Raw genomic sequence first — 20261 nt, 5'->3', positions numbered from 1 at the left:
GGACCTTGCTCGAGGTGCTGATCGACCAACGGCACGCTTCGGCGTCCCCCGCGCCGATGCCGATGCAGATCATCTTCCCGACAAACCTGCCGAGGGAGCGCCCTGTGACGCGGCCGGAAGCGCGGGCCGCGTCGCCATTGGGTCGCCATCACCCGCAGCGGCCGGGTCACCTCTGCGGGATCGGTCCGCCGCCCGCGACATGGACAACCGTGCCCCAGTCGTCGCAGAGCTTGCCCAGCGGATCGGGCAGCGCGCGGTCGATGAAGACCGCGTCGATCTCTGACAGCGAACACAACCGCACCGGCGCCGAGCGTTCCAGCTTCGAGATGTCGGTCACGAGGAAGCTCGTCCGCGCCTGCCGGATGATCGTGCGCGAGACGCGGACCTCGGGCAGGTCGAAGTCCAGAAGATCGCCGTCATGGTCCAGCGCCGAGGCGCCGATCACCGCGTAATCGACTTTGAACTGGCGGATGAAGTCGGCCGTCAGCTCGCCCACCAAGCCGCCGTCCGACCGCCGCAGCCCGCCGCCCGCCACCATGATGTCGCAGCTGTCGTTGGCCATCAGGATGTTCGCCACGTTGATGTTGTTGGTCACCACCGTGATGTTGCGATGGTTCAGAAGCTCGCGCGCGACGGCCTCGGTCGTGGTGCCGAGGTTCAGGATCATCGACGAGTTGTCCGGGATCGCCTGCGCGCAGAGCCGGCCGATCGCGGTCTTGGCCTGCTCGTTCATCCGGCGCCGCTCGTCATAGCCAAAGTTCGACACGCCGCTGCGCACCACCGCGCCGCCATGCACCCGGTCGAGCAGCCCCGCATCGGCAAGATCGGTCAGGTCGCGCCGGATCGTCTGCAGGGTGACGCCGAAACGCTCGGCCAGTGCCTCGACCGCGACGCGGCCCTCGCTGCGCGCGATGTCGAGGATCTCGGTCTGCCGAAAGCTGAGTGCCACCCGTCGTCTCCCTTGGGTCAATGCGAAAAGAATCGAACATCACCGCGTCGTTACCGCACCCGCAGCCCTGCGTCACGAAATCGCGCCGCACTGCGGAAAAGCCCCGGTTCTGACGCTGCGGCACCGGTCCCTGCGGCAAGACTTACCTCAGGGAATGTTCGCTTTAAACACAAAACGCGCAAAACCGAAAACAAATCCTTTGACAATCGCGTGGGCCGCGCGTCTATCTGAGGGCGGTTCGGCGGAAGGGAGGCCATCGTGACCAGCGCACAGACCGGCGGCTCGCCGGTCGATCTCTTCATCATCGGCGGCGGGATCAACGGCTGCGGCATCGCCCGCGACGCCGCCGGCCGGGGCCTGAGCGTGACGCTGGCCGAGATGGGCGACCTGGCGCAGGCGACCTCGTCGGCCTCGACCAAGCTTTTCCACGGCGGGCTGCGCTATCTCGAGTATTTCGAGTTCCGCTTGGTGCGCGAGGCGCTGCACGAGCGCGAGACGCTGCTGCGCGCCATGCCGCACATCAGCTGGCCGCTGCGCTTCGTGGTGCCCTATCACCGCGACATGCGGTTCGAGGGCGAGACGCCGACCTCGCGGCTGCTGTCGCTGGTGATGCCCTGGATGCGCGGGCGCAGGCCCGGCTGGCTGATCCGCACGGGACTGTTCCTCTATGACTCGCTCGGCGGGCGGAAGATCCTGCCGGGGGCCCGGACGCTGGATTTCGACCATGACCCGGCCCGGCTGCCGCTGCAGGCGCGCTTCAAGACCGCCTATGAATATTCCGACTGCTGGGTCGACGACGCGCGGCTGGTGGTGCTGAACGCCCGCGATGCCGCGGCGCGCGGCGCGCGGATCCTGACCCGCACCCGCGTCGTCCGGGCCGAGCGCGCGGGCGATATGTGGCGGATCGAGACTGAAGCCGACGGGCAGCGCCAGACGCACGAGGCGCGGGCGCTGGTCAATGCCGGCGGGCCATGGGTCGGGCAGGTGATCGCAGACATCCTGCACATCCGCTCGCGCGAGGGCGTGCGGCTGGTGCGCGGCAGCCATATCGTCACCCGCCGGCTTTACCCGCATGACCGCTGCTACTTCTTCCAAGGCGAGGACGGGCGGATCATCTTCGCGATCCCCTACGAGCAGGACTTCACCCTGATCGGCACCACCGACCGCGACCATGTGGGCGACCCGTCCGAGGCACGCTGCACCGAGGCCGAACAGGACTATCTCTGCCGCTTCGCCTCGCAGTATTTCGAACGGCCGGTGACGCGCGGGGACATCGTCTGGACCTATTCCGGGGTCCGCCCGCTCTACAATGACGGGGCGAAGTCGGCGACGGCGGCGACGCGCGACTATGTGCTTTCGCTCGATACCGCGGGGCCGGCGCTGCTCAATGTCTTCGGCGGCAAGATCACCACCTACCGGCGGCTGGCCGAGGCGGCGCTGGAAAAGCTCGCCCCCGTCCTGCCGGCGGCGCGCGGGGCCTGGACGGCGGGCGTGGCGCTGCCGGGCGGCGATTTCCCGGTGAACGGGGTCGCGGACCAGATCCGCTGGCTGATGCGCGACTACCCGTTCCTGACGGAAACCTGGGCCGCGCGCCTCGTGCGCGCCTATGGCACCGAGGCGCGCGAGGTTCTGGGCCCGGCCATGACAGAGGCCGATCTGGGCCGCAGCTTCGGCGCGACCCTGACCGAGGCCGAGTTGCGCTGGCTGGTCACCCGCGAATGGGCGCTGAGCGCCGAGGACGTGGTCTGGCGCCGCTCGAAACTGGGGCTGCGCCTGAGCGCCGACGAGATCGCGGCGATCGGCGACTGGATGGCCGCGCAGGGCATGCCGCCCGCGGCGGCCGCGCCCGCCGCCGCGGCGCAGTGAGGAGGACGGATGGCACTTGAACTGAACGCTGTGTCGCGACAGGCCGGGGGGCGGATGCTGATCCACCCGACGGACCTGAGGCTCGAGAAGGGCACGATGAACGTGCTTCTTGGCCCGACGCTGGCGGGGAAGACCTCGCTGATGCGGCTGATGGCGGGGCTCGACCTGCCCAGCAGCGGGCGCATCCTGTGGGACGGGCAGGACGTCACCGGCATGCGGGTGCAGGACCGGCGCGTGGCAATGGTCTATCAGCAGTTCATCAACTACCCGGCGATGTCAGTCTACGACAACATCGCCTCGCCGCTGCGGCTGATGGGCCGCTCGAAGGCCGAGATCGACCGCGCGGTGCGCGAGACGGCCGAGATGCTGAAGCTGACGCCGATGCTGACGCGCAAGCCGCTGGAGCTGTCGGGGGGGCAGCAGCAGCGCTGCGCACTGGCGCGGGCGCTGGTGAAGGGCGCGGGTCTGGTGCTGCTGGACGAGCCTCTGGCGAACCTCGACTACAAGCTGCGCGAAGAACTGCGCGCCGAGATCCCGCGGATCTTCGAGGCCGCCGGCGCGATCTTCGTCTATGCCACGACCGAGCCGGAAGAGGCGCTGCTGCTGGGCGGCAATACCGCGACGCTCTGGGAAGGCCGGGTGACGCAGTTCGGCCCGACGCCCGAGGTCTATCGCCGCCCCGCCGACGCGGTGACGGCACGGGTCTTCTCGGACCCACCGATGAACTTCATCGACGTGACCAAGGCAGGCGGAACGCTCGATTTCGGGGGACGCGCGCAGGCCGCGGCCGCGGGCGCGCTGTCCGGCCTGCCAGACGGGCGCTACCGCGCGGGGTTCCGCGCCAACCACCTGGCGCTGGCGCCGCAGGGGCCGGGGGCGCTGCCGCTCGACTGCCGGCTGGCGGTGACCGAGGTGACGGGGTCGGAGACCTTCCTGCATCTTGACCACGGCGCCGAGCGCTGGGTGGGCCTCGTGCACGGGGTGCAGGCGCTTGCGCCGGGATCGGCGGTGACGGTCTGGCTTCAGCCCGCGCATGTCTACCTGTTCGACGCCTCGGGTGCGCTGGCCGCTCCCGCGGCCTATGCCGCCGCGGCCTGAGGGGGAACCATGGCCAGGATCACGCTTTCGAACCTCGCGCACAGCTACCTGCCGAACCCGCAGGGACCGGGGGATTTCGCGCTGAAGGAGATGGACCATGTCTGGCAGGACGGCGGCGCCTATGCGCTGCTGGGCTCGTCGGGCTGCGGCAAGACCACGCTTCTCAACATCATCTCGGGGCTTCTGCGGCCCAGTCAGGGCCGGGTGCTGTTCGGCGAGACCGACGTGACAGATGCGCCGACCGCGGCGCGCAACATCGCGCAGGTGTTCCAGTTTCCGGTCGTCTACGACACGATGACGGTGCGCGAGAACCTCGCCTTCCCGCTGAAGAACCGCGGCATGGACGCGGGCTATATCCGCGATCGGGTGGCGCAGATCGCGCAGATGATCGGGATGGAGTCCGAGCTTGGCCGCAAGGCGCGCGGGCTCAACGCCGATGCCAAGCAGAAGATCAGCCTTGGCCGCGGCATGGTGCGCGAGGACGTCAACGCGATCCTCTTCGACGAGCCGCTGACCGTCATCGACCCGCATATGAAATGGGAGCTGCGCACCCAGCTGAAGCAGCTGCACCGCCAGTTCGGCCACACGATGATCTACGTCACCCATGACCAGACCGAGGCGCTGACCTTCGCCGACAAGGTGGTGGTGATGTATGACGGCCGCGTCGTGCAGATGGGCACCCCGCAGGAACTGTTCGACACGCCCGCCCATACCTTCGTGGGCTATTTCATCGGCTCGCCGGGGATGAACCTGTTCGACGCAGAGGTCGCGGGCCATGCCGCGCGGGTCGGCGGGGCCGAGGTGCCGCTGGGCGCCGCCTATCCCACCGTTGCGGGCCGTGCGCAGATCGGCATCCGGCCCGAGTTCTGCCGCCCCGGCCGCGAGGGGCCGCTGCCCTTCGCGATCCGTCGGGTCGAGGACGTGGGCCGCCACCGCATCGTGCGGGGCGAGGTGATGGGCCGGCCCGTCAACGCGATCCTGCCCGAGGGCCAGCCGATCGATGCCGGCGCCGACCGGCTGGCGCTGCGCCCCGACCGGATCAATGTCTATGCCGACGACTGGCGCGTGTCGCCGCTCGCGGCCGCGGGGGAGGCGGCCTGATGGAAAAGACCCAGAACAACCGCGCCTGGTTCCTGGTGCTGCCGGTGCTGGCGCTGGTCGCCTTCTCGGCCGTCATCCCGCTGATGACAGTTGTCAACTATTCGGTCCAGGACACCTTCGGGAACAACAAGTTCTTCTGGGCCGGGCTCGAGTGGTTCGAAGAGATGGTCGGGTCGGAACGGCTGCATGCCGCGCTGGGCCGGCAGGTGCTGTTTTCCGCGATCATCCTGGCGATCGAGGTGCCGCTGGGCATCTACATCGCCCTGAACATGCCGAAGCGGGGCTTCTGGGCCTCGGTCTGTCTGGTGCTGATGGCGCTGCCGCTGCTGATCCCGTTCAACGTGGTGGGCACGATCTGGCAGATCTTCGGCCGGGTCGACATCGGTCTGCTGGGCCACACGCTGGCGGCGCTGGGGGTGGATTACAACTACACCAACGACGCGCTCGACGCCTGGGTGACGGTGATCGTGATGGATGTCTGGCACTGGACCTCGCTGGTGGCGCTGCTGTGCTACGCGGGCCTGCAGTCGATTCCCGACGCCTATTACCAGGCTGCGCGCATCGACCAGGCCAGCCGCTGGAAGATCTTCCGCTTCATCGAGCTGCCGAAGATGCAGGGCGTGCTTCTGATCGCGGTGCTGCTGCGCTTCATGGACAGCTTCATGATCTATACCGAGCCTTTCGTCGTCACCGGCGGCGGTCCGGGCAATGCCACCACCTTCCTGTCGATCGACCTGGTGAAGATGGCGGTGGGGCAGTTCGACCTCGGGCCCGCGGCGGCCTTCTCGATCATGTATTTCCTCGTGATCCTGCTGATCAGCTGGGTCTTCTACACGGTGATGACCAATCTCGACAAACGGGAGGGCCTGTGATGCCGATCCGGGGCGCCGCCGTCGCGATGACGGTCTACCTGATCTTCCTGATGCTGCCGATCTACTGGCTGGTGAACATGAGCCTGAAGACGAATTCCGAGATCCTCGGCGTCTTCTCGCTCTGGCCGCGGGACCTGACCTTCGCCAACTACCACACGATCCTGACCGACCCGAGCTGGTACATGGGTTACGTCAACTCGATGATCTACGTGGTGATGAACACGGTGATCTCGATCACGGTGGCGCTGCCGGCGGCCTATGCCTTCTCGCGCTACAGCTTCATGGGCGACAAGCACCTGTTCTTCTGGCTGCTGACGAACCGCATGGCCCCGCCCGCGGTTTTCGCCCTGCCCTTCTTCCAGCTCTATTCCTCGGTCGGGCTTTTCGACACCCATATCGCGGTCGCGCTGGCGCATTGCCTGTTCAATGTGCCGCTCGCGGTCTGGATCCTGGAAGGCTTCATGCGCGGCGTGCCGAAAGAGATCGACGAGACCGCCTATATCGACGGCTATTCCTTCGGGCGCTTCTTCCTGCGGATCTTCATGCCGCTGATCGCCAGCGGCATCGGCGTCACCGCCTTCTTCTGCTTCATGTTCTCCTGGGTCGAGCTGCTGCTGAGCCGCACGCTGACTTCGGTCAACGCCAAGCCCATCGCCGCCACCATGACCCGCACCGTCTCGGCCTCGGGTCTCGATTGGGGGGTGCTGGCCGCGGCGGGGGTACTGACCATCATCCCCGGCGCGCTCGTGATCTACTTCGTCCGCAACTACATCGCCAAGGGCTTCGCCCTCGGCCGGGTCTGAGGAGGCACCGACATGGCCTGGATGGCTTGGACCCTGCCGACGGCACTGTTTTTCGCGACGATCGCCGCGCTTCTGGTGATCTTCACCGTGCTCGCGATCCGCTGGCCCGAGACGCCGCGCCGCGGCGTGCTGCGCATCGAGACCACGCGCGGCGACCGCCTGTTCATCTCACTGCTGGGCTCTGCCTTCCTGTGCATCGGATGGCTTGCCCTTGCCGGCCCGCCCCTTTGGGGCGCGCTGGTGCTCTGCCTGGTCTATGTCGCGGCGGTGTTCCGCTGGGTGTGACCGGGATTTTCGCGCTGTAACAGTTCTCAGGGAGGAGACATATGAGACAGCATCGCACCGCAACCGCCATGGCGCTCGCGCTGATGGTGACGGGCCTGCCGGCCTGGGCGGACATGGAGGCGGCGAAAAGCTTCCTCGATACCGAGATCGGAGACCTGTCGACGCTGAGCCGCGCCGACCAGGAAGCCGAGATGCAGTGGTTCATCGACGCCGCCAAGCCCTTCGCCGGGATGGACATCAAGGTGGTGTCCGAGACGATCACCACCCACGAATACGAATCCAAGGTGCTGGCCAAGGCCTTCAGCGACATCACCGGGATCAAGCTGACCCACGACCTGATCGGCGAGGGCGACGTCGTCGAGAAGCTGCAGACCCAGATGCAGTCGGGCGAGAACATCTATGACGCCTATATCAACGACAGCGACCTGATCGGCACCCACTGGCGCTACCAGCAGGCGCGCAGCCTGACGGACTGGATGGCCAACACCGGCAAGGACGTCACCAACCCCAACCTCGACATCGACGACTTCATCGGCAAGTCCTTCACCACCGCGCCGGACGGCAACCTCTACCAGCTGCCCGACCAGCAGTTCGCGAACCTCTACTGGTTCCGCTACGACTGGTTCACCGATCCCAAGATCATGGCCGATTTCAAGGCCAAGTACGGCTACGATCTGGGCGTGCCGGTCAACTGGTCGGCCTACGAGGACATCGCTGAGTTCTTCACCGGCCGCGAGATCGACGGCAAGAAGGTCTATGGCCATATGGACTATGGCAAGAAGGACCCCTCGCTTGGCTGGCGGTTCACCGATGCCTGGCTGTCGATGGCCGGGAACGGCGACAAGGGCATCCCGAACGGGATCCCGGTCGACGAATGGGGGATCCGCGTCGACGAGAATTCGCGCCCGGTCGGCTCCTGCGTGGCGCGCGGCGGCGACACCAACGGGCCGGCGGCGGTCTATTCGATCCAGAAGTACCTCGACTGGATGTCGAAATACGCGCCCCCTGCAGCGCAGGGCATGACCTTCGGCGAGTCCGGGCCCGTTCCGGCGCAGGGCGAGATCGCCCAGCAGATCTTCTGGTACACCGCCTTCACCGCCGACATGGTGAAGCCCGGTCTGCCGGTGGTGAATGCCGACAACACGCCGAAATGGCGCATGGCCCCCAGCCCGCATGGCGTCTACTGGAAGGACGGCATGAAGCTGGGCTACCAGGACGCAGGGTCCTGGACGCTGATGAAGTCCACCCCCGACGACCGCGCCAAGGCCGCCTGGCTTTACGCGCAGTTCGTCACCTCGAAGACCGTCGACGTGAAGAAAAGCCACGTCGGCCTGACCTTCATCCGCGAGTCCACCCTGCAGCACGACAGCTTCACCAAGCGCGCGCCGGAGCTGGGCGGGCTGATCGAGTTCTACCGCTCGCCCGCCCGCGTGCAGTGGACGCCGACCGGCACCAACGTGCCGGACTATCCGAAGCTCGCGCAGCTGTGGTGGCAGGCGATCGGCGACGCGGCCTCGGGCGCGAAGACCGCGCAGGGGGCGATGGACAGCCTGTGCGCCGAGCAGGAGAAGGTGCTGGAACGGCTCGAACGCGCCGGCATCCAGGGCGACATCGGTCCGAAGATGGCCGAGGAGCACGATCTGGAATGGTGGAACAAGTATTCCGCCGAGCATGGCAGCCTCGCCCCGCAGCTGAAGGTCGCGGACGAGAAGGAAAAGCCGCAGACCGTCAGCTATGACGAGCTGATCGCCTCGTGGAAGTGACCCTTCGCTGAAGACTTCCGGGGGCGGTGTGACAGCCGCCCCCGGACCGCCCTTTCGGACAGATCCATGCGCCACATCCTTGCCATCGACCAGGGAACGACCTCGACCCGCGCGATCCTCTTCGACGAGACGATGAGGGTCGTGGCGCAGGCGCAGGAGGAGTTTCCCCAGCACTATCCGGCCTCGGGCTGGGTCGAGCATGACCCCGACGACCTCTGGGCCACCACCGCGGCCACGACCCGCGCCGCGATCGAGAAGGCCGGCTGCGCGCCCGCCGACATCGCCGGGATCGGCATCACCAACCAGCGCGAGACGGTCGTGGTCTGGGACCGCGAGACCGGCCGCCCGATCCACAACGCCATCGTCTGGCAGGACCGCCGCACCGCCGCCACCTGCGCCGCACTGCGCGCCGATGGCCACGAGCCGATGGTGACCGAGCGCACGGGCCTGCTGCTCGACCCCTATTTCTCGGCCACGAAGGTCAAATGGATCCTCGACAGCGTCGAAGGCGCACGGGCGCGGGCCGAGGCCGGCAAGCTGGCCCTCGGCACCGTCGACAGCTACCTGATCTGGCGGCTGACCGACGGCCGCGCGCATGTGACCGACGCGACCAATGCCGCGCGCACCATGCTCTACAACATCCGCGAGGGGCGTTGGGACGCCGAGATCTGCGCGCTGATGGGCGTGCCGATGGCGATGCTGCCCGAAGTGCGCGACTGCGCCGACCTTTTCGGCCTGACCCGCCCCGACCTTTTCGGCCGCCCGATCCCGATCCTCGGCGTCGCGGGCGACCAGCAGGCGGCGACGCTGGGGCAGGCCTGCTTCCGGCCCGGCATGGTCAAGTCGACCTATGGCACCGGCTGCTTTGCGCTGTTGAACACCGGCCATCAGCTTGTCACCAGCCGCAACCGGCTGCTGGGCACCATCGCCTACCGGCTCGACGGGAAGGTGACCTATGCGCTGGAAGGCTCGATCTTCATCGCGGGCGCGGTGGTGCAATGGCTGCGCGACGGGCTGAAGGTGATCCGCGCCGCGCCCGAGACGCAGCGGCTGGCCGAGGCCGCGGACCCTGCGCAGAACGTGGTGCTGGTGCCCGCGTTTACCGGGCTTGGCGCGCCCTACTGGAACCCGGACTGCCGCGGCGCGGTCTACGGGCTGGCGCGCAACTCGGGCCCGGCGGAATTCGCGCGCGCGGCGCTGGAAAGCGTCGGCTACCAGACGCGCGACCTGTTGCAGGCGATGCAGGCCGACTGGGCCGCCGTCGCGGGCAGCGCCGAGGCGGCGGTGCTGCGGGTGGATGGCGGGATGAGCGTCTCGGACTGGACGATGCAGTTCCTGTCGGACATCATCGGCGCCCCGGTCGACCGCCCGCGCGTGTCCGAGACGACGGCGCTCGGCGCGGCATGGCTTGCCGGGATGAAGGCCGGGCTCTACCCGGGCCCCGAGGGCTTCGCCGCCGGATGGGCACTCGACCGGCGGTTCGAGCCGGCGATGCCCGAGGCGGAGCGGGCCGAGAAATACGCGCGCTGGCAACGCGCTGTGCAGGCGACCCTGTCGGTATGACTCCCTTCGGCCTCTCCCTGCCGCCGCGGATCCTCTTCGGGCGCGGCGAGGCGGCGAAGGCCGCGGGGCTTGCCGCGGGCTTCGGGCCGCGCGGCCTTGTCGTGCATGGTGCCGATCCGGCGCGGGCCGGTTGGCTTCTGGCCGATCTGCGCGGGGCGGGTTGCACGGTGCTGGCGCTTCCGGCCGCGGGCGAGCCCGACCTCGCGATGCTCGAGGCCGCCGTGACCACCGCTCGCGACTTCGCCCCCGACTGGGTGCTGGCGATCGGCGGCGGCGCGGCGCTCGACCTTGGCAAGGCGGTGGCGGCGCTGGTGCCGGCGCCGGGGGGCGCGATGGACCATCTCGAGGTCGTCGGCCGCGGCCTGCCCTTGGCGGCGGCTCCCCTGCCCTTCCTCGCGCTGCCGACGACAGCCGGCACCGGGGCCGAGGCCACGAAGAACGCGGTGATCGGCCTGCCCGCGCATGGGCGCAAGGTCAGCCTGCGGGACGACCGGATGCTGGCGCGGGTGGCGATCGTCGATCCGGGCCTGACCGACGGCTGCCCGCGCGGGGTGACGCTGGCCTCGGGCCTCGACGCGCTGGCACAGGTGATCGAGCCCTATGTCTCGTCCCGCGCGACGCCCTTTACCGATGCGCTGACCCTGCCCGCGATCGCGCAGGGGCTGGCGGCACTGACCCGGCTGATGCAGGGCGAGGACCCGGCGGCGCGCGATGCGATGGCCTGGGTCAGCCTTTCGGGCGGGATCGCGCTGGCCAATGCCGGGCTTGGCGCGGTGCACGGTCTGGCCGGCCCGATCGGCGGCGTGACCGGCGCCGCGCATGGCGCGATCTGCGGCGTGCTGCTGGGCCCGGTTCTGTCTGCAAACCGCGCGTCGGCGCCGCGGGGATCGCAGGCGGCAAATCGGCTGGACAAGGTCTGCGAGATCATCGGCGCGGGTCTTGGGTGCGACCCCGAAACCGCCCCCGGGGCCCTCGCCGACTGGGCTGCGAAGGCCGGGCTGCCCCGGCTGACCGCCCTTGGCCTTGACCCGGACCGCAGGCCCGAGATCGCGGCCTCCGCGCTCGGGTCCTCGTCGATGCGGGGAAACCCCGTTCCGATGGGCGTGCCTGACCTTGTCGCGGTGATGGCCGCCGCCGGGTAGGGTTCAGCGCGCAGCCTGCCATCCTTTAGCGGCACCGACAGTCACTGGAGCGTCATCGTCCAGCCACCGGTCGTGGCAAACGCGGAATCGACGCGCCCAGCAGCGGTGCGTCGATCGGCCCGGACTGACGGGACTGCGTTCGAAAGCGGCTGTGCCCCCGACTATTCTTCGCGTTGAGCCGCCGTCATGGGGACGGTGTCGCCGCATGTCTGCCTTCAGGGACAAGGCAACTGGCGCGGGCTTCGGTCTTGAATCGCGACGGACCAGCGGCGCCCACGCCCGCAACGGCAGGCTTCGCCCGCCGGGTTGACGCCGCTCGATTCGTTCAGTATCTTATATGCATTCACTATAGTGAACGTCAAGGACATCATGAGCGGGCGCGGCGTAGAAAGAGTTCTGGACCTCATCGAGTGGTTCGCGACCGTTCCCGGGACCGCGACGCTTGCGCAGGTTGCCACGGCCCTCGACATGCCGAAGTCGAGCGCGCTGCAGATGCTGCGGTCGCTGACCGAACGCGGCTACCTGTCGCGGCTCGAGTCCGGGGCCTATGCGCTGGTGCGTTTGCCGGGCGACCTGAACGGGCGCGGCGACAATCACGGGGCGCTTCTGGCTCTGGCCGGCCCGCATCTGACGCGCGGCGTCGAGGAAAGCCAGGAAAGCGGCTTCGTCGCGGTGATGGACGGGATCGAGGTGCGATACCTGAACAAGGTCCTGCCGCAGCGCGAGATCCGCTATGACCGCGACATGACCAAGACCCGTGCCGCCCACAAGGTGGCCTCGGGCGTGGTGATCCTCGCCCATCGCCCGGCGAGCGAGATCGCGGCCTATGTCGCGGCGGCGGGCCTGGACGCGGCGGGGGCCCAACAGCTGGACGCCATGATCGCAAAGGCCCGCGCCGACGGGTTCTACCTCAATCTCAACGGCGTGGTGGAGGGTGCCTCGGGCGCCGCCGCGCCGATCATCGGCCCGAAAGGCCTGCCGCTGGGCGCGATCAACATCGCCGGGCCGCAGGAACGGATGGCCACCCATTCGGCCCATGTCTGCGACGTGGTGCTGAGAACCGCGCGCGCCGTGACGGAGGAGATCGCCCGGCGCGCCGTCTGACGACACCAGGGAGGAAACGGAAATGAAACTGACACTGATGTCCGTGGCGCTGGCCGCGGGCCTGCCCGCGCTTGCCTTCGCGCAGGACGTGACCGTGCCGGACTATTACCCGGCCGACTATTCCAAGATCATCGAGGCCTCGCACAACGAGGGCGGGCTGATGATCTATTCGAACATGGCCGACAACAACTGGGCGCCGCTGCTCGAAGGGTTCAAGGCCAAGTATCCCTGGATCTCGGTCGAGACGATCGACCTTGGCTCGGGCACCGTGCATTCGCGCTGGGAAGCCGAAAAGGGCTCGTCGACGCGCACCGCCGACATCCTCGTGTCGGGCGCGAACGACCGCTGGGCGAGCTACGGCAAGGACGGGCTGATGGAGCCCTACGAAAGCCCCGAATACGCCAAGCTGCCCGATTTCGCCAAACCCTACCCGGGCGTTTCGGTGATGTCCTCGGACCCGCTGGTGATCAGCTACAACGCGGCGCTGCTGTCGGACGACCAGCGCCCGACGGGCCTTGCCTCGCTGGCCGAGGCTGCCGCGGCCGACAAGGGCACCTTCGACGGGCGCATCACCACCTATGACGCGGCGCGCAACTCGTTCGGCCTGGCCGCCTGGTGGAACTACATGGACAAGAAGGGCGAGGCCGGCTGGGACGAACTGCGCAAGATCGGCCCGATGATCCGTGGCGAGACCTCGGGCGGCCCGATGAACGAGAAGATCGCCACCGGCGAATATGTCATGGGCATCGCGGTGTCCGGCATCACCATCTTCCCGCGGCTCGAACAGCCGGGCGGCGAGATCCTGGGCGTGGCCTTCCCCGATGACGGCACGATCATGATGCTGCGCGGCATGGGCATCCCGAAGGGCGCCGCGAACATGAACTCGGCCAAGCTCTTCGTCGACTACGCGCTGAGCCATGACGGCCAGACGCTGGTCGGCAAGGGCGGGCTCGTCCCCTACCGCGACGACGTGGCCGAGGGCGACGTGCGCTACACCTACCAGAAGATCGCCGAGCAGATCGGCGAGGACAACATGATCGTCGCCGGTTTCGACGAGCGCCTGATCACCGAGGCCGCGCCCTTCGTCGAGAAGTGGAACGCCGCGCTCGCCGGCAAGTGACGCCAATCCCGGGGGCGGGCTTGTGCGCCCTCCCCCGGCCCCTCACATGGACAATCCGATGACGGACATCAGCGATACCGGCGGGCTCCGCCGGCCGATCGACCGCTCGCGCCTGATCTACTGGGGTGTCGCGGCCCTGACCACGGTGCTCGTCGCCGGACCGATCGTGCCGATCATTCTGCAGGCCTTTCTCGACAAGCCGCTGTACGACGACAGCGCGGCCCCGACGCTGGGCAACTTCGCGCGGCTCTTCAGCGAGCCGGGCATGGCCCGCGTCTTCTTCAACACGCTGTATTTCGGTGGCCTGACGATGGTCATCGCGCAGGTCTTCGGCGCGGTCATGGCCGTGCTCGTCGGCCGCACCAACCTGCCCGGCCGCAAGTGGATGGGCGAGATCTTCATCTGGCCGCTCTTCGTGTCGAACCTGGTGATGGCCTTCGGCTGGTTCACCATGTACGGCCCCTCGGGCTTCATGACGCTGGCGGCGAAGACCTATCTGGGGGCCGCGCCCTGGAACCTCTATTCGGTGACCGGCATGGGCGTGGTCGCGGGACTGAGCCAGGCGCCGCTGACCTACCTGATGTGCCTCGCGGCCGTGACCAAGGCCGACCCGCAGCTGGAAGACGCCGCGCGATCCGCCGGCGCGGGCCCGTTCCGCGCGCTCTGGTCCGTCACCATCCCGATGATCCGCCCGGCGGTGATCTATTCGGCGGTGCTGAACTTCGTCGTCGGCATCGAGATGCTGGCGATCCCGCTGCTGTTCGGCGGCCCCTCGGGCATCCAGACGGTCACCACCTTCCTCTATGACAAGGGCATCAACGCCGCCGTGCGGCCCGAATACGGCATCGTCGGCGCCGCGGCGATCATCCTGCTGGTGATCGTGGCCTTCCTCGTCTGGCTGCAGGGCTACCTGATGCAGGGCGCCGGCCGGTTCGTGACAGTGCGCGGCAAGGCCTCGCGGCCCTCGACGCTGGACCTCGGTGCCTGGCGCTGGGTCGCCTTCGCTGGCGTCTTCGCCTTCATCGCGCTGACCATCATCGCGGTCTTCGGCGGGATCTTCATCCGCTCGGCCGTGACCTTCCTCACGCCGCTGATCCCGTTCTGGAAAGTGCTCACCCCGGGCAATTTCGAACTGATCTTCGGCTCGTCGACCTATGTCCGCTCGATCGTGAACTCTGTCGTGGTCTCGGGCGTGGGCGCGGCGCTGGGAACCTTCTTCATCGCGGTGATCGCGCTGATCGCGCGGCGGTCCGACTTCCGCTATCGGCGGCCGCTGGAATACGTGGCGCTGTTCCCGCGGTCGCTGCCGGGGATCATCGCGGGCCTCGGCTTCTTCTACGCGGTGATCACCCTGCCCGGGGCCGAGCTGATCCGCGGCACGATCGCGGTGCTGATCCTTGCCTTCATGGTCCGCTACATCCCCGTCGGTTTCGGCGCCATCGCCCCGGCGCTCGCGCAGATCGGCGAGGAACTGGACCGCGGCGCGCGCATCTCGGGCGCCGACTGGTGGACGACCGTGACCCGGATCATCCTGCCGATCCTGAAGCCCGCGCTGTTCAGCTGCTATGCGCTGCTCTTCATCCACTTCTTCAAGGAATACGTCACCGCGGCGTTCCTCTACCAGCCGGGGTCCGAGATCATCGGCACCACCATGCTGCAGCTCGTGGCGCAGGGCGACAACGGCCCGGTCTCGGCGCTGGCCACCATCCAAGTCCTCATCACCGCCGCCTTCGTCCTGCTGGCGCGCCGCCTTCTGGGAGCCAAGATCTATGGCTGACCTCGTCCTCGAGAACCTGACCATCAAGTACGGCGGCGTCACGGCCGTCGAGAACCTGAACATCCACGTCGCCTCGGGCGAGTTCCTGACGCTGCTCGGCCCCTCGGGCTGCGGCAAGTCGACCTCGCTCTTCGCGGTGGCGGGGCTGAACCACGCGACCTCGGGCATCATTCGGGTCGGCGACAAGGTGCTGTTCGACGGCAACGCCCGCAACACCGTGCCGCCCGAGCGGCGCAACATCGGTCTGGTCTTCCAATCCTACGCGCTCTGGCCGCACAAGACCGTGGCCGAGAACCTCGCCTTCCCGCTGCACCTGCGCAAGATCGGCCGTGCCGAGCGGGACGAGCGGATCAAGGAGGCGCTGGGGTTGGTCGAGATGCTGCCCTATGCCGACCGCTATCCGTTCGAGCTGTCGGGCGGCCAGCAGCAGCGCGTGGCGCTGGCCCGCGCGCTGGTCTATCGCCCGCCGCTTCTGCTGCTCGACGAGCCTCTGTCGAACCTTGACGCCAAGCTGCGCGAACGCGCCCGCGTCTGGCTGCGCGAACTGCAGGAACGGCTGAAGGTGACCACGATCTACGTCACCCACGACCAGGCCGAGGCGCTGGCCGTTTCGGACCGGATCGCGGTGATGAGCATGGGCCGCATGCGCCAGCTGGGCAGCCCGCGCGACATCTACGAACGCCCCGCCGACAGCTTCGTCGCCGACTTCATCGGCTCGTCGAACTTCTTGCCCGGCCGGATGATCGAGAACGGCACCGACCATGCCACAGTCGAGCTGATCGACGGCACCCGCCTGCAGACCGCCCCCGGCCGCGCGGCGACGGACGGCACGCTGACGGTGGCGGTCCGACCGGAACGGATCGAGGTCGTGACCGCGGAAGGCCCGAACACGCTGGCGGTGGATGTGCAGCAGAAGGTCTATCTGGGCTCGGTCTGGCAATATGTCGTGACCGCCGGCGCAATGGAATTCCGCATCCAGACGACCTTCGAGATCGACGCCCCGCGCATCCTCGTCCGCATCCCGCCCGAGCATTGCGCCGTCTTCGCCGAGAAACCGAACTGAGGAGGACCCGATGGGAGAGGTGAGAACCTTCGACCCCGGCCAGAGGGGTCCGCTGCACGGCATCCGCGTCATCGACCTGTCGCGGGTCGTCGCCGGCAACATGCTGTCGCTGCAGCTTGGTGACTTCGGCGCAGACGTGATCAAGGTCGAGCCGCCGCAGGGCGACGCGCTGCGCGACTGGCGTGACGAGGGCCAGTCGCTGCACTGGAAGACCTACGGGCGCAACAAGCGTTCCATCGCGCTGAACCTGCGCGAGGCCCCGGCGATGGAGGCGCTGAAACGGCTTCTGGCCGGCGCCGACGTCTTCATCGAGAATTTCCGCCCCGGCACGCTGGAAGAGATGGGCCTTGGCCCGGACGTGCTGGCGGAGCTGAACCCGCGGCTGATCACGATCCGGATCTCCGGCTTCGGGCAGACCGGCCCCTATGCGAAACTGCCGGGCTTCGGCACGCTGGTCGAGGCGATGTCGGGCTTCGCCGCCCGCACCGGTTTCCCCGACCGCGAGCCGGTCCTGCCGCCGCTGGCGCTGGCGGACATGATCGCCGGCCTCACCGGCGCGAACGCCGTGATGATGGCGCTCTACGCCCGCGAGCGCGGCGCGGCGCAGGGTCAGGTCATCGACCTGTCGCTGCTGGAGCCGATCTTCGCCTCGCTCGGCCCCGAAGCCTCGATCTACCGGGTGACCGGCAAGGTCAAGGAACGCTCGGGCTCGGCCTCGAACACCGTTTCGCCGCGCAATGTCTACCGCTGTGCGGACGGGAAGTACGCGGCGCTTTCGGGCTCGACGCAGGTGGTGGCGCTGCGGATCTTCGAGGTGATCGGCAAGCCAGAGATGGGCAGCGATCCGCGCTTCAACTCGAACGCCGCACGTCTGAAACACCGCGACCTCGTCGATGCGGCGCTTGGGGAATGGTTCGCGGGCCGCTCGCGCGCCGAGGCGCTGGCGGGCATGCGCGCTGCGGGTGCGACGGTCGGGCCGGTCTACGACATCGCCGACATCGCCGAAGACCCGCATTTCGCCCAGCGCGAGATCCTGGTCGAGGTCGAGGATGCGCAGAACGGCACCCTGCCCCAGCACAACGTCTTTCCGCGGCTGTCCGCGACCCCAGGCGGCTTCCGTCACCCCGCGCCCGAGGTCGGTCAGCAGACCGACGAGATCCTGGCAGAGATCGGCATGACGCCCGCGCAGCTGAAAGGCGAGAACGCATGATCCGCTCGCTTCTCTACGTCCCCGGAAACACGCCGAAATTCCTGGAAAAGGCCGCAGCCCGCGGGGCCGATGCGATCATCATCGACCTCGAGGACGCAGTGCCCGAGGCCGGCAAGACCGCCGCGCGCGAGGCGCTGGCAACCTGGGTTCCGCGCTGCGCGGAAGGCGGCGCGCAGGTCTTCGTGCGTGTGAACATGGGCGAGCGGCTGGTCGAGGACGCGCTGGCCGCGACCCGCGCCGGGGCCGATGCGCTCTACCTGCCGAAGGTCTCGTCGGCCGGGCTGCTCGAAGACCTTGACCGCCGCCTGGCAGTCATCGAGACCGACCGCGACCCCATCGGGTTCGTGCCGCTGATCGAGGATCCCGAGGGCCTGTTCGAGGCCCGCGCCATCGCGCGCGGCCCGCGGGTCATCGCGCTGTCGGCGGGGGGCGAGGATCTGGCCACCGCGATGGGCGCGAAGCCCACGCCCGAAGTGCTGCGGATGCCGAAGCTGATGATCCACTACGCGGCGAAAGCGGCGGGGGTGATGTCCTTCGGGCTCTTCCGCTCGACCGCCGACTTTTCGGACACCGCCGCGATCCGCGCCGCGGCGCTCGAGGCGCGCGACTTCGGCTTCGACGGCGCAAGCTGCATCCATCCCGCGGTCGTGCCGGTCCTGAACGAGGCCTTCGCCCCGACCGAGGCCGAGATCGACTGGGCCCGCCGCGTCGTCGCCGCCAATGCGGCCGAGGCCGCCGCTGGCCGCGGGGCCTTCACGCTCGACGGCCGCTTCATCGACGCCCCCATCGTCACCCGCGCCGAGCGCTTGCTCGCACGCTGCCCACAGGACTGATCCCGATGGCATCCTCCCTTCCCCCGGGCGGCCGCGCCCGCCGCATCCTCGTCACACATACCACGATCGCCGAAAGCGCCGTCCGGCTGCTGAACGCGCATGACATCGACGTGCATTTCTCGCCGCCCTACGATCCCTCCGAGGTCGTCGCCGCCCGCGCGGCCGAGCTTCAGGTCGATGCGATCATGGTCCGGCAGGGCCGGATCGACGACCGCGTCATCGGCGCCTCGTCGCGGCTGAAGGTGATCGTCAAGCACGGCGTCGGCGTCGACAACATCGACATCGCCGCCGCGACCGCCCGCGGCATCCCGGTGCTGCGCTCGATGGGATCGAACGCCCGCGCGGTGGCCGAACACGCGATCGCGCTGATGCTGGCGCAGATCAAGGAGATCCAGCCGCTGACCGCCGCGGTCAAGGGCGGCGCCTGGCCGAAGCCGACCTTCATGGGCCGCGACTTCCAGGGCGCGGTGCTGGGCCTTGTCGGCTATGGCGCGATCGGACGCGAGACCGCGCGGATGGCCGCCGCCCTCGGGCTCGAGGTCACGGTCTTCGACCCGCATGCCCCCGGCACGCCCGAGGCCGACGGCTTCCCCTCTGCCCCCGATCTCGAGGCGATGCTGCCCGCACTCGACGTGCTCAGCCTGCATTGCCCGCTGACCGCCGCCACCCGCAACCTGCTCGACGCGCGCCGGATCGCGCTGATGAAGCCCGGCGCGGTGATCGTGAACACCGCCCGCGGCGGCCTGATCGACGAGGCGGCGCTGGCCACCGCGCTGGCTTCGGGCCATCTCGCCGGGGCGGCGCTCGACAGTTTCGCCACCGAGCCGCCGCCGGCCGACAGCCCGCTGTGGCCGCTGCCGACGCTGACCGCGACGCCGCATATCGGCGGCGTCACCCGCGGCTCGTCCCGCGCGATGGCCGAAATCGCCGCCCGCCACATCATCAGCGTGCTCGACGGCGCGCCGCCCGACGAGCGTTCGCTCGCCCGCGTGTCCGAACTTTCCGCCTGAAAGGACCCTCCCATGACCCACGGCTTCCGCATCAAGCAGAGCTGGACCCGCGTTTCCCCCGACCTCGTCGCGGCCTTCCGCGCGCTTCCGGTCGCGAATGTCTCGGACTCGATGTCGCGCATGACGGCCTTCGGCCCGACGATCCGGCCGATGCATAGTTCGGGCGTGCTGGCCGGCCCGGCCCTGACCGTGCGCGCCCGCCCCGGCGACAACCTGATGCTGCACAAGGCCATCGACATGACGCAGCCCGGCGACGTCATCGTCATGGATGCGGGAGGCGATCTGACCAACTCGCTGATGGGCGAGCTGATGCTGGCCCATGCGATCAAGCGCGGGGTCGCGGGCTTCGTGCTGAACGGGGCCATCCGCGATGCCGACGCGATCCGCCAGACCCACCTGCCGCTTTTCGCCGCGGGCATCAGCCATCGCGGCCCCTACAAGAACGGCCCCGGCGAGATCGGCTTCGCGATCGCGATCGGCGGGGCGACCGTGCAGCCGGGCGACCTCGTGCTGGGCGATGGCGACGGCGTCGTCGTGGTCCCGCGCGAAGAGGCCGATGCGATCCTGGCCGCCACCCGCAAGAAGCAGGCGGCAGAACAGAAGCAGATGGACGAAACCCTCGCCGGCACGCTCGACCGGTCCTGGGTGGACCGCGCGCTGCGCGATGCCGGCTGCGTCTTCATCGACTGAGCGCAAGGCCCG

At 68.6% G+C, this 20261-nt stretch carries 18 protein-coding genes; 17 read left to right on the top strand and 1 reads right to left on the bottom strand.

Annotated features, from left to right (window positions below; translation table 11 throughout):
- Positions 1–166: 166 nt before the first annotated feature.
- Positions 167–949 carry a DeoR/GlpR family DNA-binding transcription regulator gene (locus V8J36_RS21050; protein WP_336469287.1) on the bottom strand — a complete coding sequence of 261 codons (783 nt, stop codon included), beginning with the start codon at positions 947–949 and terminating at the stop codon, positions 167–169.
- Positions 950–1207: 258 nt separating this feature from the next.
- Here V8J36_RS21050 and glpD point away from each other — a divergent pair, with 258 nt between their 5' ends.
- From glpD to V8J36_RS20965, 17 genes are all read left to right on the top strand, one after another.
- Positions 1208–2815: a glycerol-3-phosphate dehydrogenase gene (glpD, locus tag V8J36_RS21045; RefSeq protein WP_336469286.1), complete on the top strand. Its 1608-nt coding sequence runs from the start codon at positions 1208–1210 to the stop codon at positions 2813–2815.
- 9 nt (positions 2816–2824) lie between these two features.
- Complete coding sequence (locus tag V8J36_RS21040; RefSeq protein ID WP_336469285.1) at positions 2825–3913, top strand: ABC transporter ATP-binding protein; 1089 nt, start codon at positions 2825–2827, stop codon at positions 3911–3913.
- Between the two features lie 9 nt (positions 3914–3922).
- On the top strand, positions 3923–5014 hold the full coding sequence (locus tag V8J36_RS21035; protein ID WP_336469284.1) for an ABC transporter ATP-binding protein: 1092 nt from the start codon (positions 3923–3925) through the stop codon (positions 5012–5014).
- On the top strand, positions 5014–5886 hold the full coding sequence (locus tag V8J36_RS21030) for a carbohydrate ABC transporter permease (RefSeq protein ID WP_336469283.1): 873 nt from the start codon (positions 5014–5016) through the stop codon (positions 5884–5886). Before V8J36_RS21035 ends, V8J36_RS21030 begins: the two co-directional genes overlap by 1 nt.
- A complete protein-coding gene (locus V8J36_RS21025; RefSeq protein WP_336469282.1) occupies positions 5886–6689 on the top strand; it encodes a carbohydrate ABC transporter permease in 804 nt (267 codons plus the stop codon). The genes V8J36_RS21030 and V8J36_RS21025 overlap by 1 nt, the downstream gene beginning before the upstream one ends.
- Before the next feature lie 12 nt (positions 6690–6701).
- On the top strand, positions 6702–6974 hold the full coding sequence (locus tag V8J36_RS21020) for a DUF2160 domain-containing protein (RefSeq protein WP_336469281.1): 273 nt from the start codon (positions 6702–6704) through the stop codon (positions 6972–6974).
- 41 nt (positions 6975–7015) lie between these two features.
- Positions 7016–8737: an ABC transporter substrate-binding protein gene (locus V8J36_RS21015; RefSeq protein WP_336469280.1), complete on the top strand. Its 1722-nt coding sequence runs from the start codon at positions 7016–7018 to the stop codon at positions 8735–8737.
- A gap of 66 nt (positions 8738–8803) precedes the next feature.
- Complete coding sequence (gene glpK, locus V8J36_RS21010) at positions 8804–10300, top strand: glycerol kinase GlpK (protein ID WP_336469279.1); 1497 nt, start codon at positions 8804–8806, stop codon at positions 10298–10300.
- Positions 10297–11442: an iron-containing alcohol dehydrogenase gene (locus V8J36_RS21005; RefSeq protein ID WP_336469278.1), complete on the top strand. Its 1146-nt coding sequence runs from the start codon at positions 10297–10299 to the stop codon at positions 11440–11442. The genes glpK and V8J36_RS21005 overlap by 4 nt, the downstream gene beginning before the upstream one ends.
- Positions 11443–11811: 369 nt before the next feature.
- Positions 11812–12546, top strand: a complete 735-nt coding sequence (locus V8J36_RS21000) for an IclR family transcriptional regulator (RefSeq protein WP_336469277.1) — start codon at positions 11812–11814, stop codon at positions 12544–12546.
- Positions 12547–12568: 22 nt separating this feature from the next.
- Positions 12569–13666 (top strand): ABC transporter substrate-binding protein, encoded by a 1098-nt coding sequence (locus V8J36_RS20995; RefSeq protein WP_336469276.1) that lies wholly within the window; start codon positions 12569–12571, stop codon positions 13664–13666.
- A gap of 58 nt (positions 13667–13724) precedes the next feature.
- Entirely contained in the window at positions 13725–15443 is a 1719-nt protein-coding gene (locus tag V8J36_RS20990) for an ABC transporter permease (RefSeq protein WP_336469275.1), read from the top strand.
- Positions 15436–16506: an ABC transporter ATP-binding protein gene (locus V8J36_RS20985; protein ID WP_336469274.1), complete on the top strand. Its 1071-nt coding sequence runs from the start codon at positions 15436–15438 to the stop codon at positions 16504–16506. The genes V8J36_RS20990 and V8J36_RS20985 overlap by 8 nt, the downstream gene beginning before the upstream one ends.
- A 10-nt stretch (positions 16507–16516) precedes the next feature.
- On the top strand, positions 16517–17716 hold the full coding sequence (locus V8J36_RS20980) for a CaiB/BaiF CoA transferase family protein (protein WP_336469273.1): 1200 nt from the start codon (positions 16517–16519) through the stop codon (positions 17714–17716).
- The gene (locus V8J36_RS20975) at positions 17713–18549 is read left to right on the top strand and encodes an HpcH/HpaI aldolase/citrate lyase family protein (protein ID WP_336469272.1); all 837 of its coding nucleotides are present in this window, start codon (positions 17713–17715) and stop codon (positions 18547–18549) included. The genes V8J36_RS20980 and V8J36_RS20975 overlap by 4 nt, the downstream gene beginning before the upstream one ends.
- Positions 18550–18554: 5 nt before the next feature.
- Entirely contained in the window at positions 18555–19559 is a 1005-nt protein-coding gene (locus tag V8J36_RS20970) for a hydroxyacid dehydrogenase (RefSeq protein WP_336469271.1), read from the top strand.
- A 12-nt stretch (positions 19560–19571) separates the two neighbouring features.
- Positions 19572–20249: an RraA family protein gene (locus tag V8J36_RS20965; RefSeq protein WP_336469270.1), complete on the top strand. Its 678-nt coding sequence runs from the start codon at positions 19572–19574 to the stop codon at positions 20247–20249.
- The last annotated feature ends 12 nt before the right edge of the window (positions 20250–20261 follow it).

This window comes from Frigidibacter sp. MR17.14, assembly GCF_037095735.1.
Taxonomy (GTDB): domain Bacteria; phylum Pseudomonadota; class Alphaproteobacteria; order Rhodobacterales; family Rhodobacteraceae; genus Frigidibacter.
The sequence above is the reverse complement of the archived record's forward strand: the minus strand, read 5'-3'. Positions and strand labels throughout refer to the sequence as shown.

What these genes read in the sequence shown, in the direction of transcription:
- V8J36_RS21000 (WP_336469277.1), top strand. Translation starts at nt 11,812, where the DNA reads ATGAGCGGGCGCGGCGTAGAAAGAGTTCTGGACCTCATCGAGTGGTTC.
- V8J36_RS20975 (WP_336469272.1), top strand. Translation starts at nt 17,713, where the DNA reads ATGATCCGCTCGCTTCTCTACGTCCCCGGAAACACGCCGAAATTCCTG.
- glpK (WP_336469279.1), top strand. Translation starts at nt 8,804, where the DNA reads ATGCGCCACATCCTTGCCATCGACCAGGGAACGACCTCGACCCGCGCG.
- V8J36_RS20980 (WP_336469273.1), top strand. Translation starts at nt 16,517, where the DNA reads ATGGGAGAGGTGAGAACCTTCGACCCCGGCCAGAGGGGTCCGCTGCAC.
- V8J36_RS21035 (WP_336469284.1), top strand. Translation starts at nt 3,923, where the DNA reads ATGGCCAGGATCACGCTTTCGAACCTCGCGCACAGCTACCTGCCGAAC.
- V8J36_RS21030 (WP_336469283.1), top strand. Translation starts at nt 5,014, where the DNA reads ATGGAAAAGACCCAGAACAACCGCGCCTGGTTCCTGGTGCTGCCGGTG.
- V8J36_RS21015 (WP_336469280.1), top strand. Translation starts at nt 7,016, where the DNA reads ATGAGACAGCATCGCACCGCAACCGCCATGGCGCTCGCGCTGATGGTG.
- V8J36_RS21020 (WP_336469281.1), top strand. Translation starts at nt 6,702, where the DNA reads ATGGCCTGGATGGCTTGGACCCTGCCGACGGCACTGTTTTTCGCGACG.
- V8J36_RS20965 (WP_336469270.1), top strand. Translation starts at nt 19,572, where the DNA reads ATGACCCACGGCTTCCGCATCAAGCAGAGCTGGACCCGCGTTTCCCCC.
- V8J36_RS20985 (WP_336469274.1), top strand. Translation starts at nt 15,436, where the DNA reads ATGGCTGACCTCGTCCTCGAGAACCTGACCATCAAGTACGGCGGCGTC.
- V8J36_RS21005 (WP_336469278.1), top strand. Translation starts at nt 10,297, where the DNA reads ATGACTCCCTTCGGCCTCTCCCTGCCGCCGCGGATCCTCTTCGGGCGC.
- V8J36_RS21025 (WP_336469282.1), top strand. Translation starts at nt 5,886, where the DNA reads ATGCCGATCCGGGGCGCCGCCGTCGCGATGACGGTCTACCTGATCTTC.
- V8J36_RS20990 (WP_336469275.1), top strand. Translation starts at nt 13,725, where the DNA reads ATGACGGACATCAGCGATACCGGCGGGCTCCGCCGGCCGATCGACCGC.
- V8J36_RS21040 (WP_336469285.1), top strand. Translation starts at nt 2,825, where the DNA reads ATGGCACTTGAACTGAACGCTGTGTCGCGACAGGCCGGGGGGCGGATG.
- V8J36_RS20970 (WP_336469271.1), top strand. Translation starts at nt 18,555, where the DNA reads ATGGCATCCTCCCTTCCCCCGGGCGGCCGCGCCCGCCGCATCCTCGTC.
- V8J36_RS20995 (WP_336469276.1), top strand. Translation starts at nt 12,569, where the DNA reads ATGAAACTGACACTGATGTCCGTGGCGCTGGCCGCGGGCCTGCCCGCG.